The sequence below is a fragment of the Synechococcus sp. LA31 genome (assembly GCF_018502385.1).
Classification (GTDB): Bacteria; Cyanobacteriota; Cyanobacteriia; order PCC-6307; family Cyanobiaceae; genus Vulcanococcus.
This window is the reverse complement of the sequence record NZ_CP075523.1, coordinates 1,905,055-1,921,884: the sequence shown is the minus strand read 5'-3', so window position 1 is coordinate 1,921,884 and position 16,830 is coordinate 1,905,055. Positions and strand designations below refer to the sequence as shown.

Sequence of the window (16,830 nt, the reverse complement as noted above, 5' to 3'; positions counted from 1 at the left end):
GCGCCCAGCGTGCGCGAGTGATGGCAATGGCCGGGAGTGGATCCTTGGCAGGAGCGGCAGCTGTTGCTGCGGCTGCAGTTGCAGTGGGCTGGCAAGGGCTGCCCGTCCAGGCGGGCCCGGTGGTGTGCACCACCACCTTGGAAGCTCCACTGGCCGGCTCTGGCCCTGTGGCGGTCACGCGCTGCGGTCCGGTGGTGTCCACGCCGCAGCTGGTAGAGCGCCGCTTCTACAGCTACACCTCGCCCTACGCCCGCGGCATCGATATCACCCATCAGATCACCGACATCCTTGGCATCGCCATGGGCGGCGGCGATGGCACCAAAGTGATGGGATTCGGCTTCCCCGATCAGACGATCGTGTGGGATGGCTCCGCCCTTGAAAACACGTATCAGGTGCTGCTCGAGCAGCAGAGCAATCCGATGCCCTGGCGCACGGCCGATGTGAACAACGGTTTCTGCCAGGGCTTGCCCCAGGGCCGTTGCAACAGCCAGAGCTCGCCCACCAGTTGGCCGCAACCGGGTTCACGCGGGATCCGCGGCCTGTGGTAGACACCCACTGCGGTTCGCCGCACGGGGGTCTAGCAATCTGGTGAATGCAGCGGACTCATAATCCGCCTTAGGCGAGTTCGATCCTCGCGACCCCCATGGATGAAAAGACCTTTAAGTCCGCCTAAAGTGTTGAATTCCCAGGCCTGAGAGCCTGCACACCGAGGGTTATGGCGAACGAAGTTGGAATCAATGTTCTTCGCTCGTCGAAGGGAGCCAGGGTGCGTGCAGGCGATGTGCTTGGTGTGCTCTATTCGGGCTCTTTATTGGATGGAGATGGTGCGCCCTTTGACGCCAATTACGACTTCGCGACCTTTTCGGCAATTCCGGCGCGGCAGCTGTTCACGTTTGAGCTCGGTGGCGCTCAAGTGATCCAGGGTTGGGATCAGGCTCTTGCTGGTCGTCGACTCGGTGAGGTGCTTGATCTCACGATTCCATCCGAGTTGGCCTACGGCAGTGCTGGCGCTCCGCCCTCGATCCCTCCAAATGCGCCCTTGCGTTTCCGTGTTGAGCTGGTTGGCTCCATTCCGGCTGGCGAGTCTGAGGCGATCTATCCCTCCTACTCAGAGTTGGGTTTGAGCAAGAAGCTCTTCAAGCAGCTCAAGGCAGCCAAGCCCAAAGTTGCCGAGCGAAAGATTGGAACCGATGCTGCTGATCTCCTTACTGGGGGTACTTCTAAAGATCTCCTGATCGGCCTTGGCGGTGATGATGTGCTCCAGGGCAACGGCCAAGCCGATGTGTTGATTGGCGGCCCCGGTGGGAGCCGCTATGTGTATGCCGATCTGAATGATTCCCCTGCCCGCCGCGGCCGCCAGGACAGCATTTTGGGATTCCAGTCTTCCAGCGATTCGATTGATCTTTCGCTGCTCGGCGATTCTCTGGTTTACATCGGCAAGCGTGCATTTAGTCAAACAGCTGGAGAAGTGCGGTTTGCCAAAGGCTCTCTGCTGCTGGATCACGACGGTGATGGGCGGGCGGAGCTGGAGATCCTTCTGACGGGCGTGAAGCGCTTCAGTGGTGGCAGTCTTGTGCTGTAAGTCTGTCTCGATCAGATCTGCGGATCGGCCTGATCCTTCCGGACTAGGCCCTGCTGAAGCAGACTTGCTACCTCCTCTTCGGTGAGTTCGATCCGTTCGACTCCCATCTGAACCCGATGCGATTCCTGGCACCGGCAGCCCTGCTGGTTCTGCTGGCCTTCTTCGCTGCCTCGGAATTCGCCCTGATCCGGCTGCGGCCCACGCGGGTGCAATTGCTCGAGGCCGATGGTGAGCGAGGTGCCACGGCGGTCGCGAGGCTGCAGCGCCGCCTGCGCCGGGCCCTGCTGGCCACTCAGCTCGGGATGACTCTGGCCCTCGTGGCCCTCGGTTGGAGCGGCCGCGGGTTGGCGGAACGCTGGGGCAGCGGTGCGGCTGGCCGCTGGTTGGGGCAGGCCTGGCTGGATGTACTGGTGTTTGTGGCTCTGGTGCTGGTGGCCACGTTGCTCGGTGGCCTGGTGCCCAAGGCCTGGGTGCTGCATCGCCCTGAGGCAACGGCCTTGCGTCTGGCGCCGGTGCTCGAGGCAGTGATGCGCAGCCTGGGCCCATTGCTCGTGCTGCTCGAACGGCTTGGCAATGGCCTGTTGCGTCTGCTGGGGCTGCCGCGCAACTGGGATGAGTTGGTGCCGGCGCTCTCGGCTGGAGAGCTGGAAACCCTGATCGAATCCAACAGCGTGATCGGGCTGATGCCCGACGAGCGCGACATGCTGGAGGGCCTCTTTTCCCTGCGCGACACCCAAGTGCGCGAGGTGATGGTGCCCCGCTCCGGCATGGTCACCCTGCCGCTGGAGGTGCGCTTTGCGGAGTTGATGGAAGCAGTGCACAGCACCCATCACGCCCGCTTCCCCGTGATCGGCACCTCCCTTGATGATGTGCGCGGCCTGCTCGATCTGCGTCGCCTGGCAGAGCCGATCGCTAAGGGGCTACTGCGCAGTGATTCACCCCTGGCGCCTTACGTCACCCCGGTCACCAAGGTGCAGGAAACCACCCCTTTGGCTGAGTTGCTCCCCGTGATCCGCAGCGGCGAGCCGCTGCTGTTGGTGGTGGATGAGCACGGCGGCACCGAGGGCCTGGTGACGATTTCCGATCTCACCAGCGAGATCGTTGGCGACGAGGAAGACCCGGAAAACCCGGAAGACGACCTGCAGCAACTGCAGGAGCACAGCTGGCTGGTGGCTGGTGATTTGGAGATCTACGAGCTCAACCGTGAACTGAGCCTGCAGTTGCCCGAATCCGATGAGCACCACACCCTGGCCGGCTTCCTGCTGGAGCGGCTGCAGCACATCCCATCACCGGGCGAGAGCTTGCGCTGGAAAGGCCATCAGTTCTTGATCATGGCCATGGACGGCCCTCGCATTGAACGGGTGGAGATCACCCGTCGGGCCATCGAACCTGAATCAGACGACACCTGATCGTCGTGGTGGAGGCCCCTGATCGTCGATAATTTCAGCGTCTGATCGCCAGCGCCATGCAGCCGGTTCGCGTTGGAGTGGTCGGAATCGGAAATATGGGCTGGCACCACGCCCGGGTGCTGAGCCTGCTGCGCGATGCCGAGCTGGTGGGTGTGGCCGATCCCGATCCACACCGAGGAAAGCTGGCGGTGGAGCAATTCGGCTGCCGCTGGTTCGCCGGCTACGAGGAGATGCTCAGCGAGGTGGAGGCGGTGTGCATCGCTGTCCCCACCCTGTTGCATCACCGCGTGGGCATGGCCTGCTTTAACGCCGGCGTGCACGTGCTGATCGAGAAGCCGATCGCTGCCACCCAGGAGGAGGCCACCCAGCTCAGCGCTGCTGCCGAGAAAGCCGGCCGCTTGCTGCAAGTGGGGCACATCGAGCGCTTCAACCCTGCCTTCCGCGAGTTGGTGAAGGTGGTGGCTAACGAGGAGGTGGTTGTGCTGGAGGCGCGTCGCCACAGCCCCAATCCCGATCGCGCCAACGATGTGTCGGTGGTGCTGGATCTGATGATTCACGACATCGACCTGGTGCTCGAATTGGCCGGCTCCAAGGTGGTGCGCCTGGCCGCCGCCGGTGGCCGCAGCGCCGAGGGTCCGATCGACTACGTGAATGCCACCCTTGGTTTTGCCAATGGTGTGGTGGCCAGCCTCACGGCCAGCAAGATGGCGCACCGCAAGATCCGCAGCCTTTCGGCCCACTGCCGCAGTGCGCTGGTGGAAACGGATTTCCTCAACCGCAGCCTTCAGATTCACCGCCGCACCCAGCTGTCATTCACGGCTGATCACGGCGAGCTCCTCTACCGCAACGACGGCTTCATCGAAGAGGTGAGCACCTCGCCGGTGGATCCGCTGGTGGCGGAGTTAGAGCACTTTCTTCAATGCATTCGGGGTGAGGAGCAGCCGGCGGTGGATGGTCCCCAGGCCTCCCGCGCCCTGCTGCTGGCGGATCTGATTGAGCAGTGCGTGGAGCAGCCCACGCTCTGCATGACCCTCGCCCAGCCGATCTAGGCCGGTTGCAGTTCCGCCAGCTCCTTGAGCGCCAGCAGCTGCCAGCGGCGGCACTGGGCCGGTGAAGAGCGGTAGAAGCCATCCCAAGCTTCGGCCTTGTGGGAGGGGTAATTCGCGGCGGCTTGTTCGGGATGTTGCTGCTGCCACCCCACCCGCACGGCGTGGCCGATCACCACATCGAGGGCCAGGTCGTCGTCGAAGCCCACCTGGGGATTGGCATCCACGAAGGCGATCAGCGTGATCAACGTTTCCACGCACAGCCGCCGGTATTCCGCGGCTTCAATCTTGCTGAGTAGGTGCTCCACGTGGGTGGCGAAGTTGCGCTCGCCGGGGGTTTTCTCCTTCAGCAGGGCGCTCTCGAGTCGGTTGCGGCGCTCAAGCTTGTCGCCGATCACCAGGCCGCGGCAGTGGTGCAGCAGCTCCCAGATGCCGGGGTGGAAGTTGCGCGGCACGATCTGCAGTGCACCCATGCGCTGGCGGTGCTTGAGCCAGCAGCCACTCTTGGGCAGCTCCTCGAGCGGGTCGGGGGCTTCCCAGCGCACCCGGCCGCTCACATGCAGCTGCTCTTTGCGCTGCAGCGCCGCCTTGGCATGTTCCACGTCTTGCAGCACCTGCCTTAAGCGCCGGCAGATCGCATGGGGTGGCTCATCGCAGAGCGCTTCGAAGGCTTCGATCGGTGTGAGATCGCGCTCCCCGGCCAGTTCGCTGGTGAGCAGGAGCAGCAGCTGACCCAATTGCAGGGTGAGGCTGCCGCTGAGCAGGGCGGGTTCGCGCCGGGCCACTCCATCGAGGGCCAGCAGCAGCTCCTGCTGCAGCATCCATTCGCGGCCGTCTTCACCGCTGAAGCGCTGAATCATCGCGGCGATTCCCAGGCTGTCGGTGGGTTGGCTCAGCAGTGAGTTGTTGGTGTAGTTGCGCCCCACCACCACTTGCTTCTGGCGCACCAGAAGATCGGTGAGGGCATCTTCGAGCTGGGGGTGAATCAGGCCCAGCGAGCCAGCGCAGCGGCGCACCACGTTCCAGTTGGCATCGGCCAGAGCGCGGCGGTAGATCTCTTCGAGCAGGGCCTGGGGTGTGGCGGTGCCGCCTGGCCCGCTCAGGGCTGCTTGAAGCCCGAGGCGATGCACCAGTTGCTCGAGCAGCTCCGCCTGCTCCGGCAGGGAGGTGCTTTGCCAGAGGCGATCGGTGAGGTGTTCGAGCGGTGATTCCTCTAGCTCCTGCTCTTCTTCAGCGGTGAGTGGTTGCTGCTCGGTGCTGGCCCGCAGCAGAGCTGGCGCCGGCTGGCTGCGCTGTTGTCCCTGGGGTTGGGCATGGGCCGGTAGCTCGGCCCAACTGGCCTGCTCCATCAGCTCCTGAAGCGGAGCCAGTTGCACGGCCACACCATTCACCAGCCCGCTGCGTAGTCGCTCGCCCAGGCGCAGGAAGGAGTCGGCGCTGCGCTGGAAGGGGCCTTCCTCCACCGGGATCAACAGCAACGGTGCACCCACACCCCGCCAATGGCGCTGGAGCTGGCTGATCTCGTTCTCCACCGCATCCACCAGCAACTCGGGGTCGTCGGAGAGGTAGTAGGTGCTCTCCTCGAGCACCGCCGGCAGGAAGGCCAAGGGGGTGCCGCTTTGGCGGTAGAGCCGGGCGGTCGCCATCGTTTCCATCCGCTGCGGCGGGTGACCGCTCAGCCCCAGGCGTGGGTTGGCCCCCACCGCCGCCATGCGTTCGCCCAGCTCCGCCGAGCTGGCGATCGCCACCGAGCTCGGGCGGGTGACCGCCAGGCCGGCCTGCTCCAGGGCTGTGGCGATGTGCTCCCGCGCCGGCACGAAGCTCACCAGCACCTGCTCGGCGCCAACGCTGTAGCCGAGCCGGCGTCCGCTGGGGTCGAGGTCGTTGGGTTGGAGCAGGCCCAGGAGCATCAGATCACCCAGCCAGGTGAGGCTCTGGGTCCAGAGCAGCGGCACGTTGTCATTGGGGATGCGCGCCTGGCTGCCGGGCCGGCGCCGCTCTGCCTCCACAGCGTCTTGTGGCACCACGTAAAGCTCAGGCAGCAGCGGCACGCCGTTCACCTGCACCGCCACCCGGTCGAGCCGTTCGCGCCACTGCCAGGCCTCGCTCCAGCGCTCCTCACAGCAGGCGGTGATCAATTCGTAGGCCAGAAACAGCGGCCACTCGCATTCGATGTGCTCGAACTGGGCCAGCTCTTCCCGTTCGTAATGAAGTCGGTTGTGGTCTTCCACCACGGTCTGGTGGCCGTCCCGGCGGAAGCGCTTGTAGCCGTAGGGCCCGCCCAGCTCGTTGCGGATCTTGGTGCGGGTGCGCTCCACCAGGGCTGGATCCTCCACGGCCCAGGCGGGGTAGCCGATCACCGAGAGGCAGGCGGCATCCACCTCCTTGCTGGCCGATTCGCGCGGCAGCAGGCCCGTGAGGGCGCGGCGCAGGCGCACGATGGCGTCGTGGGGAATGTGAAGGCTGCACTGGCCGTTGCCGTGGGGGCCGTAGAGGTCAAGGCCCTCCAGGGCTTCCAGTGCGGCTTTCACCAGGCCGATCGAGCTGGCGTTGCGCTCCGGTAGGCCGTGGTTGCCCTTGTCGCCCCGCTCCCAGATGCCGTAATCCCGGACCCGGTAGGCCCGCGCCACGTAGTACACCAGGTTTTGCAGGAAGTCGCGCTCATGGCTGGTCTGCACCACCACCAGGCCGGAGCGGGTGAGCTGCGCCAGCTGCAGCAGAAAGAGAGCGGTGGCATCGAGCTGCAGATGGCCCCAGCCGTGATCCGGCACTACCGGTGCGCCGCTAGCGGTGTCGTATTTGGCGTGCAGTGCGTCGAGCGGTTCAAGGCTGTGTTTGAAGCGCTCCACCTTGTGGGCTTGGCGCAGCATGGCGTTGAGCAGGCCGCGCATCAGCTGCAGCACCCGCTGCTCCAGTTCAAACACACGGGTGGTGGCACCGCTCAGGCGGCGGTGCGCCAGGGCTAGCCCCCACACGCACTGAATCGAATACACGCAGTCGCGCACCCAGGCATCGCCGTAGTTGCCGTGCACGGTGTGAGCCGTGCTGGCGGGCAAGAGGCCGGTGATCGGATCCTGGCGCTGCAGCACCACCTGCTCGATCTGACCATCGAGCTCCTGCAGGCGCTGCCAGGCTTCGGCTGCTGTGAGCTGCATGGGCTCCGTTGGGCCGGCCATGGGTGCGCTGCTGAGCATCATCGGCGCAACGGAACAAGGGTGCAGCCATAGATTCTCTCGCGTGGCCCCTGCGCTCGATGGCATCAATGGCGACGGATGCGGCTCGCACCGGCTTCACGGGGCCCACTAAACCCCCGTCATGGACGGTGACCCAGGTGCTGGGCGTTCAGGTGGCTGTGAGCCCCAATGTGTTCGCGGCTGCCCTCGAGCTCAAGCAGCGCGGCGGCGGCCAGATCGTGACCCTCAATGCCGAGATGACCATGGCCGCCAAGGCCGATCCGGCCCTCGGCAGCGCCATCGCCCATGCAGATCTGGTGATTCCCGATGGCGCCGGTGTGGTGTGGGCTCTGGGCCGCCAGAGCTACCGGGTGCGCCGCAGTCCCGGCATTGAGCTGGCTCGCCAGCTCCTGGTGTATGCCGCCGCTCACCGCTGGCGGGTGGCCTTGGTGGGAGCAAGCCCAGAGGTGATGGATCTGCTGGTCGCGCGGCTGCAGGCCGAGATCCCTGATCTGGATGTGGCCTTTGCCATCCATGGCTACCAGGATCCTGAGCAATGGCCTGGCATCGAGCAGCAGTTGCTGGCGGCCCAACCGGATCTGGTGCTCGCGGCTCTCGGCGTGCCGCGCCAGGAAACCTGGATTCAGCACCTGCATCCCGGTCAGCCGGGGCTGTGGATGGGTGTGGGCGGCAGTTTTGATGTGTGGTCGGGCTGCAAGCAGCGCGCGCCCGAATGGATGGGGCGGCTGCAGATCGAATGGCTCTACCGCCTGATTCAGGAGCCCAGTCGCTGGCGGCGCATGCTCGCCCTTCCGGCCTTCGCCTGGGCGGTGCTGCGCAGGGGCTGATCAGCTGGCCGGTGGCGCATGAACAAGCGGCAGAAGCTCAGCCTCTGCCGCTTGTTCGCATCAGAGCTGAAACTTGGCTTCAGCGGAAGCCCACTGAGGCCTGCCACACAAAAGCCAGCAACAGGAACAGCACCGGAATGATCGGCAGGATGTCCACTAGGGGCCCAAAGGCCTGATAGGCCTCGGGCAGCTGGGCCATGGTCTGCAGGGCGTAGGCGGCCATCCCGAAACGTGCATGAGCTAGAGGCGGACGCTACCACGTGTGTGCAGCTGGAGAGTCGGGTTTCCAGGGAGCGAAATCCTCTGCAAAACAGCCGTCGCGAATGGCGCGTGCCATGGCGCTGCTGAAGCGCACCAGCTGGGTGATGTTGTGCAGGCTCAGCAGGATCTTGCCCAGCAGTTCATCGGTCTTGATCAGGTGGTGCAGGTAGGCGCGGCTGTGCACCGTGCAGGCCGGGCACGGGCAGCTCGGATCAAGCGGGGTGTGGTCGTGGCGGAAGCGGGCGTTCTTGAGGTTCCAGCGTTCGCCCCCGACCAGCGCGGCGCCGTGGCGGCCGAGGCGGGTGGGCAGCACGCAATCGAAGACATCGAAGCCATTGGCCACCGCGATCGCCATCTCCGGCAGGGTGCCCACCCCCATTAAGTAGTGAGGTTTGTCCTCGGGAAGCAGCGGCCCCACCTGGCGCACGATCCGGTGCATCTCCTCAGCCGGTTCGCCCACGCTCACCCCGCCCACGGCAATACCGGGCAAGCCCATGGAACTCACTACCCGCGCCGATTCCTCGCGTAGATGCGGGAAGCAGCCCCCCTGCACGATGCCGAACAGGGCCTGATCGGCTTTGGTGTGGCTGCTGATGCAGCGCTCCAGCCAGGCGTGGGTGCGGCGACAGGCGGCGGCCACCTCGCTTTCGCTGGCGGGATAGGGCGGGCACTGATCGAAGGCCATCGCCACATCGGCGCCCAGGGTCATCTGGATCGCCATCGAGCGCTCGGGGGTGAGGTCGATGCGGGCGCCGTCGCGGGGGGAGCGGAACACCACGCCCCGGTCGTTGATGGTGTTGATGTCGCCCAGGCTGAACACCTGGAAGCCGCCGGAGTCGGTGAGCATTGGCCCATCCCAGGCCATGAAGCGGTGCAGGCCGCCGCCGTCGGCCACGATCTGCTCGCCGGGCTGCAGGTGCAGATGAAAGGTGTTGGAGAGCACCATCTCGGCGCCGGTGGCCTGGAGCTGGGCGGGCGTCACACCCTTCACCGTGGCCAGGGTGCCCACCGGCATGAACCGCGGTGTTTTCACAACCCCATGGGGGGTGTGAAAGCAACCGCAGCGGGCGCGGGTGTTCGGGCAGTGGGCCGTGATCTCAAACGCGAACACCAGCGAGGCAGCAGGATTGGCTGATCCCATCGTTGCTGGCCGTGGCCAAGGCCTCGTTTCGCGCCGCCTGGCTGGGGGATCTGGCCGGGGCCTGGATCTTCTACAGCGTGCTGCCGCTGCCGCCGGGAATCAGGCCCCGCTTTGAGCGCATTGCCCGCTTCGCCCCCTGGGTGGCGCTGGCGATCGGGGGGCTTGAGGCGCTGCTCTGGTGGCTGCTCGCGGGGGCTGGTCTCGTGCCCCAGCTGGCGCTGGTGTTGGCCCTCAGCAGCTGGCTCAGCGGTGGGTTGCATCTCGATGGGGCCATGGATACCGCTGATGGCCTGGCAGCAGGCCCCAAGCGCTGTCTGGAAGCGATGGATGACAGCCGCGTGGGTGCCAGCGGGGTGCAGGCCCTGTTGCAATTGCTGTTGTTGCGGGCGGGTGGCCTGGCCCTGCTGGCCGCGGCAGCTCCCTGGGGGTTGGTGTGGGCGGCACTCTGGGGCCGGATCGCACCGTTGCTGGCGATGCAGGCCTTCCCCTACCTCCGGGAGCCAGGCGCCGGCACCGCTGCCTTTCACCGGCAGCACTGGCGCGGGTTGCTGCCGGAGCTCACGCCGGCTCTGCTGGCCTTGGCTGGGCTCAGCGCTCTGGCTGGTGCTCTGGCGGCTGGCTCTTGGTGGTGGCTGGGCTGGCTGGGGCTGGTGCCGGCTGTGCTGGTGCCCTGGCAGCTTGGGCGGCGGCTGGGCGGCCATAGCGGTGACAGCTACGGCGCTTGTGTGGAGTGGAGCGTGAGCTGGAGCCTGTTGTTGATGGGCTTGATCAACTGGGCGGCTGGAGCGGCAGGCTGATCTGGAAGGCGTTGCCCTCGGCGGGCAACGCGGGATTGATGGTGTTGGCTGGCACCACGAGGTCCAGATCGCCACCGAGGCTCTGGGCCAGATCACGAGCCAGGGCTAGGCCCAGTCCGCTGCCTTGCAGCGTTGAGCCGCTGCTGCCGCGTACACCCTTGGCGAAGATCCGCTCGCGCTCATCTGCCGGGATGGGTGGGCCACTGTCCCAGATGCTGAGCTCAAGACGCTCGTTTTGGCTGAGATGTACGCCGATGCCGCCGCCGCTGCGGCTGTAGCGGAAGGCGTTCTCCAGCAGGTTGGCCACGATCTCGGAGAGGGCGCTGCCGTCGCCCTGCCAAGCCGGTAGCTCGGTGGGGGCCTGCCATGGGCGCCCCTGCAGGTTGGCGGTGGCCGCGGCGCGATCGAATAGGGGCCTGAGGATCTGCTCGAGGGTCTGGGTTTCTCCTTGGCTCAGGGCCGGCGGCAACAGCAGCGCAGCCGTTGCTCCCTCGCTGCTCACCAGGGCTGGGGCGTCCGTGAGATGGTCGATCGCTTCCACATAACGGCTGATCTGCCGCTGCTCGCCCAGCAGGCTGTCCACCAGGGGCAGGTTGCGGGGATCGCCATCGAGGCGGCGGCGCAGCAGCTGCCCGAAGGTGCGCAGCGCCGCGAGTGGGTTGCGTAGTTGATGCACGAGCAGGCGCAGCTGATCGTCGCGCTGGCTGAGCTCTCGGCCCAGGCGCTGCTGTTCGAGATCGAGGCGCAGCGCTTCGGTGAGGCAGCGGGCCGTGGCCTCGAGCCGCTCGCTCAGACTGTCGGGCCAGGGCCAGCGGTCGGCATCCACCCGTAAGGCTCCCAGCAGCAGGGAGTCATCGCGCAGTGCCAGCCAGCGGCGCGCGTTGGCTGCAGTGTTGTTGGCGCTGGAGCGTTCGGCCAGGGCCAGTGAGCGGGGCCAGTGGCCGATCGCCACCAGTGAAGGTTGCCCGCTGGTTTCGGGCACGGCCACGTACACCACCAGGGCCTGCAGATCAGGGCGATCCGTGAATTGGGCCAGCTGCTGCTCGAGGAGGGCCAGAAACCGCTTGGAGACCTGCATCTGAGCGGGGACTGGTGCTGCCGTCAGGGCTCGTCAGCGCGAGCGCAGGAGAAATTGTCCCGACACATGTTCGAAATCTGGGAAAAAGTCTTAAGATTCCCGGTATCGACCAATACCTCGCGGTCCGAGTTCGGGCGGCGCGGCGATCGGACCTCCGACCTTGTTGCAGTTTTCTGCAATCAAGGCTACAGCAGTGGGTGTTGCGTCCTCTGCTGTTCGGAGCGGTGCCGTCGTGCCGCCCACCCGGGTTGCAGGTGTGTGGGCGTTTCCGGGCTCACCGGCTTCTGTTGCCGGCGCTCATCGTCCGTCTCCATCCACCCTGCCCATACGGGCTTAGCTCCATGTCCAAGAAGCGCAAGCGCATCAGTCGTCGCCGTTTGGCCGGCCAGCGGGTTCTCGCCCACGTGGCCACCCACAACCTTGAAACCGGTGAGTACAAGCCGGTCACGGCCGCCCGCCGCTACATCGCTGAGACCAACATCGTGCCCCCGGCGCTCCTCAACGTGCGTCGCAACGAGCACACCACTGACCGCTTCTTCTGGGGCGAGAAGGGTCTGTTCAGCGCCCAGTACGCGGAGGAGAACCACTTCCTGTTCCCCTCCCTGCGCGAGATCGTGGATCGCATCGGTGAAGACACCCTCTTCGCCGGCCTGGAAGCTCTTGCTTCCGACGACTGGGAAGAGATGGAGGAATACGAATACGCCTTCGTTTGATCACGCCTCCGCTGGTGTGAGCAACCGGCCCCGCGGGGCCGGTTTTTTGATGGCGGATTTCAGCCCATCGTCCCCAGCGATTGGCGCACAAAGGCGCTGATGCGGGGCAGCACGCTGGCGTCAATCGTGTGGCCGCCGTCGAAAGCGAGCAGTGCGGTCTTTGTGCCGGCCTGTTCCAGCCGACGTTGCACCTCTTCACTGGCGGCGAAGGGCACCACGGGATCCTCGCGGCCGTGGCTGAGCAGCACCGGGGGCTGTAGCGCAGCCGGCTGCCAGCCTTCGTGGGGGTAGCCGCTGCAGGCCACGATTCCCGCCAGCGGAAGGCTGCTGCCCACATCCAGCGCTATGGCGCCGCCCTGGGAGAAGCCCAGCAGCACGGTGTTGGCCAGGGGCACGCTGCCGGCCAGGGTCTCAAGCCGCAAGCGCAGCGCCTCGCGGGCGGCTGGCAGCTGGCTCCAGTCGATCGGCTGCAGGCCATACCACTGGCGGCCACTGCCGTAGGGGTGTGGTTCGGGCGCCCGCAGAGCCACCACATTCACCTGGGGACCCACCAGCAGATTGCCCAGATCGAGCAGGTCATCGGCATCGGCGCCCCAGCCGTGCAGGAGCACCAGCCGCTGCGGAGCGTCGCTCGGGCCGAGTTGGAGCTGATCAGGGGTGGTGCTGGTCATGGGGGAGACGAGCAGCTGCTGCGTAGGTTGGTTCTTCTGCCCTCCACTCAACAGCCATGGCGCCCACGGCCCTGCTCAGCGTGTCGAACAAGGAAGGGCTGGTGCCGCTGGCTGAAGGGCTGCTGGCCGCCGGCTACCAGCTGATCTCTAGCGGCGGCACAGCAGCGGCGCTGGCGGCGGCGGGGCTTCCTGTGACCAAGGTGGCTGACCACACCGGCGCCCCGGAAATTCTGGGCGGCCGTGTGAAAACGCTGCACCCCCGCATTCATGGCGGCATCCTGGCTAAGCGCTCCGAGCCCTCCCATCAGGCGGATCTGGAGACCCAGGGCATTGCCACCATCGACGTGGTGGTGGTGAACCTCTATCCCTTCCGCGAAACCATCGCCCGGCCCGATGTAACCTGGGATTTGGCGATTGAAAACATCGATATCGGCGGCCCCGCCATGGTGCGCGCTGCTGCCAAGAACCATGCCGATGTGGCGGTGCTCACTAGCCCTCGCCAATACCCCGCTTTCCTTGAGGCCGTCGCCGCCGGCGCGCTGAGCTCTGCTCTGCGCCGGCAGCTGGCGCTGGAGGCCTACAGCCACACAGCTGATTACGACACCGCCATCAGCGCCTGGCTGGCCAGCCAGCTCAGCGCTGACACCCAGGCTGATGCAGAACAGCTGAGCCTGAGCCTGCCGGCGCGCCAAAGCCTGCGCTACGGCGAAAACCCCCACCAGAACGCCACCTGGTATGCTCAGCCCAACGCTGGCCTCGGCGCTGGCGAGCAGCTGCAGGGCAAGGAGCTCAGCTACAACAATATTTTGGATCTGGAAGCTGCTCTCGCCACCGTGCGTGAGTTCGGTTACGGGGGCCAGCCGGCTGGTGGCAACCCCTTCCAGTCCGCAGCGGTGGTGGTGAAGCACACCAACCCCTGCGGTGTGGCCACTGGCAGCAGCAGTGCCAACGCGCTTGAGCGGGCTCTCGATGCCGACCGCCTGTCCGCCTTTGGCGGCATTGTGGCGATCAATGGGCCGGTAGATGCGGCTACTGCTGGCCACCTCACCAGTCTGTTTTTGGAGTGTGTGGTGGCTCCGGCTTTTGATCCTGCGGCCCGCGATTTGCTCGCTGCCAAGACCAACCTGCGTTTGCTGGAGCTGGACCCAGCGGCGATTGAGCGGGCCAGCCGCCAGCAGCTGCGCAGCGTGCTGGGCGGCGTGCTCGTGCAAGAGCTCGATGATCAGCCTGTGGATGAAACGGTTTGGCAGGTGGTCAGCCAACGCCAGCCCACTGCGCAGGAACTGGAGGATCTGCGTTTTACGTGGCGCCTGGTGCGCCACGTGCGTTCCAACGCAATCACTGTGGCTAAAAACGGCCAGAGCCTGGGCATTGGGGCCGGTCAGATGAACCGTGTGGGTTCAGCCCGTCTTGCTCTAGAAGCAGCCGGCGAGAAAGCCCAAGGTGCCGTGCTGGCCAGCGATGGCTTTTTCCCCTTCGACGACACGGTGCGCTTGGCGGCCCAGTACGGCATCCGAGCGGTGATCCAACCTGGCGGCAGCGTGCGCGACGCGGATTCCATCGCCGCCTGCGATGAGCTGGGCCTGGCGATGATCACCACCGGCCGCCGCCATTTTCTGCACTGAGGGCACCCTTCTGCCCTAGCTTCGCCACCAACTTGCACTCCTGGCCAGCGTCCCATGCCGGAAGCCCTCGCCTTCAACCTCAACTTCCTGCACCCCCTCTCGATGTGGGCGCTGCTTGCCCTGAGCGGCTATGCGATGTTTCTGGGCATAAAGGCCAAGAAAACCCGCACCGCTGACGCGGAAACTCGCAAGACCCTGATCAAAGGGCAGTTCGCCAAGCGCCACTACCTGTACGGCAGCGCTGTGCTTGCGGTGATGGTGCTTGGCACCTTCGGGGGCATGGCGGTGACCTACCTCAACAACGGCAAGCTGTTTGTTGGCCCGCACCTGCTGGTGGGCATCGCGATGAGCAGCATGCTTGTGATGGCAGCCGCCCTCTCGCCGCTGATGCAGCAGGGCAATCTGATCGCTCGCAAGGTGCACGTTGGTCTGAACATGGGCGTGGTCACCCTGTTCCTTTGGCAAGCCGTGACCGGCATGCAGATCGTGAACAAGATCTGGGAAAACCGCCCGGCCTGATCGGCCGATGCCTCAGAACTGAGCCCGCCGCCGCGGTGGGCAGTCGAGGGTATGGGTGGCGTGAAAGTCTTCCTGCACCTTCCAGGTGAGCTTGCGGGACACTTGACGCACGATCTGGCGCAATAGGTGATCACCACTGCTTTGCACCAGTGATTCCGGCAGCAGGCCGATGACGGAAGGCAGCTTGATCCACACGCTCAAATCCAGCTCCCAACGCACCTCCGTGAGGGGGGCATCAGCGGATTGCTCCTCGAGCCTTAGCGCTGCGTTGAATTCCACGTCGTAGAGGTCGCGCAGACCCGGCTGGAACTGCTCGGGCGGCACGGTGCAAATGCGATACACCCCGGCGCTTTGCGGTAGGAGCTCCAGGCCGATCGTGGGCTCCACTTCAAAGCCGAAGTTGCCGAAGCGTCCAAGAGTGAGCACGTAGCCGTTGTGGCCGAGGGAGTCCACCTGCATCGGTGCGGCGCAGCGGCGAAACCAACCCTCATGACGATCGAGATAGGCGGCCACGATGTGAGCTGGGGCCCGCATCTCCATGAGATCGGCGAAGTGGCTGCTGTAACAGCGCACGCGGTTGTCGCCGCTGTGGCGCAGGCCCGGCTGGAGCATCTCGCCGGTTTCAGACAGGGGATTGGTCACCGATGAGATCAACGCTGTCGGTTCTCCCCGGGCCTGAACCAGTGAATATTGAATCAATGTAAAGCCCGGCTGCTGCCCGGATTGCAGTGGCTGTGACAGCCCGCTTAGGCATCTGCCAGATCGATCAGCCGGCCGATCACGTCTTCCACCACCCGATCCGGTGTGGAGGCGCCGGAGGTGATGCCCACCCGCAGGGTTCCTTCGGGCAGGAACGGCTCCACCACCTCTAGATCGCCGCCGAGCGGTTTGTGCTCGATTCGGTTGCCAGGTCCGATTCGTTCTGGCGTGTCGATGTGGAACGAGCGGATACCGCGGCTGATCGCGATCTCCTGCAGGTGGGTGGTGTTGGAGGAGTTGTATCCACCGATCACCACCATCAGATCGAGCGGTTCGTCCACCAGGGCAAACATGGCGTCTTGCCGCTCCTGGGTGGCATCGCAAATCGTGTTGAATGCCAGGAAATGGTTGTTGAGCTCGGCGGGCCCGAAGCGCTGCAGCATTGTGCGCTCAAACAGCCGGCCGATCTCTTCGGTTTCACTTTTAAGCATTGTGGTCTGGTTGGCCACACCCACTTGCATCAGGTCGCGGTCGGGATCGAAGCCTGGGGAACAGGCCTTGGCAAAGCGGGCCATGAAGCTGTCGCGATCGCCCTTGCCCAGGATGTAGTCGCACACCATCTGAGCCTCAGCTAGATCCAGCACCACCAGGTAGGTGCCGGCGAAGGAGCTGGTGGCCAGCGTTTCCTCGTGTTTCACCTTGCCGTGAATGATCGAGGTGAACGCGTGCTTCTTGTGTTTTTCCACGGTGTTCCACACCTTGGAGACCCACGGGCAGGTGGTGTCCACGATGTGGCAGCCGCGCTCGTTGAGCAGCTGCATCTCCTGCACGGTGGCGCCGAAGGCCGGCAGGATCACCACATCGCCGCTGGCCACGTTGGAGAAATCCTTCACGCCGCCATCCACAGGGATGAACAGCACGTTCATCTCTCGTAGGTGGTCGTTCACCGAGGGGTTGTGGATGATCTCGTTGGTGATCCAGATCCGCTCGGTGGGGTAGTGGCGGCGCGTTTCGTAGGCCATCGCCACCGCGCGCTCCACACCCCAGCAAAAGCCGAAGGCTTCAGCAAGCTTCACACTCAACCGCCCATGCTGCAGCTGATAGCCGTTCTCTCGGAGGCTGGCGATCAGGTTGCTCTGGTAAGCCTGCTCAAGGCTGCCGGCCACTTCCTCGCCAAGGCCGAAGCCGCGGCGGTTGTAGCGATCCGAATGGTGCAGGGATCGCTTGAACGCGCGGGTGTCCACGGCGGCAGGCACGGGGGACGCCAA

16 protein-coding genes and 1 tRNA gene are annotated in these 16,830 nt (G+C 65.2%); 10 read left to right on the top strand and 7 right to left on the bottom strand.

The genetic code is table 11. The annotated features are described in order from the left end of the window. The first annotated feature begins 20 nt into the window (after window positions 1–20). The 5 genes from KJJ24_RS10500 (at window position 21) to KJJ24_RS10480 (ending at window position 4,040) form a co-directional block, all read left to right on the top strand. Complete coding sequence (locus KJJ24_RS10500; protein ID WP_250544637.1) at window positions 21–548, top strand: Occludin/ELL family protein; 528 nt, start codon at window positions 21–23, stop codon at window positions 546–548. 23 nt (window positions 549–571) lie between these two features. Next, a tRNA-Ile gene (locus tag KJJ24_RS10495) sits at window positions 572–644 on the top strand. Window positions 645–715: 71 nt separating this feature from the next. Beyond that, on the top strand, window positions 716–1,582 hold the full coding sequence (locus KJJ24_RS10490) for an FKBP-type peptidyl-prolyl cis-trans isomerase (RefSeq protein WP_214338564.1): 867 nt from the start codon (window positions 716–718) through the stop codon (window positions 1,580–1,582). Between the two features lie 116 nt (window positions 1,583–1,698). Beyond that, window positions 1,699–2,991 carry a hemolysin family protein gene (locus tag KJJ24_RS10485; RefSeq protein WP_214338563.1) on the top strand — a complete coding sequence of 431 codons (1,293 nt, stop codon included), beginning with the start codon at window positions 1,699–1,701 and terminating at the stop codon, window positions 2,989–2,991. 56 nt (window positions 2,992–3,047) lie between these two features. After that, a complete protein-coding gene (locus tag KJJ24_RS10480; RefSeq protein WP_214338561.1) occupies window positions 3,048–4,040 on the top strand; it encodes a Gfo/Idh/MocA family protein in 993 nt (330 codons plus the stop codon). Here the strand turns inward: KJJ24_RS10480 and KJJ24_RS10475 are convergent. Continuing rightward, window positions 4,037–7,234 (bottom strand): glycoside hydrolase family 15 protein, encoded by a 3,198-nt coding sequence (locus tag KJJ24_RS10475; RefSeq protein WP_250544636.1) that lies wholly within the window; start codon window positions 7,232–7,234, stop codon window positions 4,037–4,039. The two genes, KJJ24_RS10480 and KJJ24_RS10475, sit on opposite strands and share 4 nt — an antisense overlap. 125 nt (window positions 7,235–7,359) lie before the next feature. Between KJJ24_RS10475 and KJJ24_RS10470 the strand changes: the two genes are divergently transcribed. After that, window positions 7,360–8,058, top strand: a complete 699-nt coding sequence (locus KJJ24_RS10470) for a WecB/TagA/CpsF family glycosyltransferase (RefSeq protein ID WP_371811722.1) — start codon at window positions 7,360–7,362, stop codon at window positions 8,056–8,058. A 79-nt stretch (window positions 8,059–8,137) separates the two neighbouring features. Here the strand turns inward: KJJ24_RS10470 and KJJ24_RS10465 are convergent, their stop codons facing one another. Together KJJ24_RS10465 and tgt are read right to left on the bottom strand one after the other, a co-directional pair. Beyond that, window positions 8,138–8,281 carry a photosystem II reaction center protein K gene (locus KJJ24_RS10465; RefSeq protein WP_214338560.1) on the bottom strand — a complete coding sequence of 48 codons (144 nt, stop codon included), beginning with the start codon at window positions 8,279–8,281 and terminating at the stop codon, window positions 8,138–8,140. Window positions 8,282–8,311: 30 nt separating this feature from the next. Beyond that, on the bottom strand, window positions 8,312–9,430 hold the full coding sequence (gene tgt / locus KJJ24_RS10460) for a tRNA guanosine(34) transglycosylase Tgt (RefSeq protein WP_214343562.1): 1,119 nt from the start codon (window positions 9,428–9,430) through the stop codon (window positions 8,312–8,314). A 32-nt stretch (window positions 9,431–9,462) separates the two neighbouring features. On the opposite strand from tgt, the gene KJJ24_RS10455 reads away from it, so the two are divergent. Next, window positions 9,463–10,257: an adenosylcobinamide-GDP ribazoletransferase gene (locus KJJ24_RS10455; protein WP_214338558.1), complete on the top strand. Its 795-nt coding sequence runs from the start codon at window positions 9,463–9,465 to the stop codon at window positions 10,255–10,257. Here KJJ24_RS10455 and KJJ24_RS10450 read toward each other — a convergent pair. Beyond that, window positions 10,229–11,335: a sensor histidine kinase KdpD gene (locus KJJ24_RS10450; protein ID WP_214338556.1), complete on the bottom strand. Its 1,107-nt coding sequence runs from the start codon at window positions 11,333–11,335 to the stop codon at window positions 10,229–10,231. The genes KJJ24_RS10455 and KJJ24_RS10450 overlap by 29 nt on opposite strands. Window positions 11,336–11,676: 341 nt before the next feature. Between KJJ24_RS10450 and KJJ24_RS10445 the strand changes: the two genes are divergently transcribed. Then, window positions 11,677–12,048 carry a DUF3155 domain-containing protein gene (locus KJJ24_RS10445; RefSeq protein WP_214338554.1) on the top strand — a complete coding sequence of 124 codons (372 nt, stop codon included), beginning with the start codon at window positions 11,677–11,679 and terminating at the stop codon, window positions 12,046–12,048. Between the two features lie 59 nt (window positions 12,049–12,107). Here the strand turns inward: KJJ24_RS10445 and KJJ24_RS10440 are convergent, their stop codons facing one another. Continuing rightward, window positions 12,108–12,719, bottom strand: a complete 612-nt coding sequence (locus tag KJJ24_RS10440; protein WP_214338552.1) for an alpha/beta hydrolase — start codon at window positions 12,717–12,719, stop codon at window positions 12,108–12,110. Window positions 12,720–12,775: 56 nt separating this feature from the next. Between KJJ24_RS10440 and purH the strand changes: the two genes are divergently transcribed. Together purH and KJJ24_RS10430 are read left to right on the top strand one after the other, a co-directional pair. Next, on the top strand, window positions 12,776–14,344 hold the full coding sequence (gene purH, locus KJJ24_RS10435; RefSeq protein WP_214338550.1) for a bifunctional phosphoribosylaminoimidazolecarboxamide formyltransferase/IMP cyclohydrolase: 1,569 nt from the start codon (window positions 12,776–12,778) through the stop codon (window positions 14,342–14,344). Window positions 14,345–14,398: 54 nt separating this feature from the next. After that, a complete protein-coding gene (locus tag KJJ24_RS10430) occupies window positions 14,399–14,863 on the top strand; it encodes a DUF4079 domain-containing protein (RefSeq protein WP_214338548.1) in 465 nt (154 codons plus the stop codon). 12 nt (window positions 14,864–14,875) lie between these two features. Here KJJ24_RS10430 and KJJ24_RS10425 read toward each other — a convergent pair whose 3' ends face one another. Both KJJ24_RS10425 and KJJ24_RS10420 read right to left on the bottom strand, forming a co-directional pair. Next, window positions 14,876–15,475 (bottom strand): DUF1997 domain-containing protein, encoded by a 600-nt coding sequence (locus tag KJJ24_RS10425; RefSeq protein ID WP_214343561.1) that lies wholly within the window; start codon window positions 15,473–15,475, stop codon window positions 14,876–14,878. A 134-nt stretch (window positions 15,476–15,609) separates the two neighbouring features. Next, entirely contained in the window at window positions 15,610–16,806 is a 1,197-nt protein-coding gene (locus tag KJJ24_RS10420; RefSeq protein ID WP_214343560.1) for a 4-hydroxy-3-methylbut-2-enyl diphosphate reductase, read from the bottom strand. Between the last annotated feature and the right edge of the window lie 24 nt (window positions 16,807–16,830).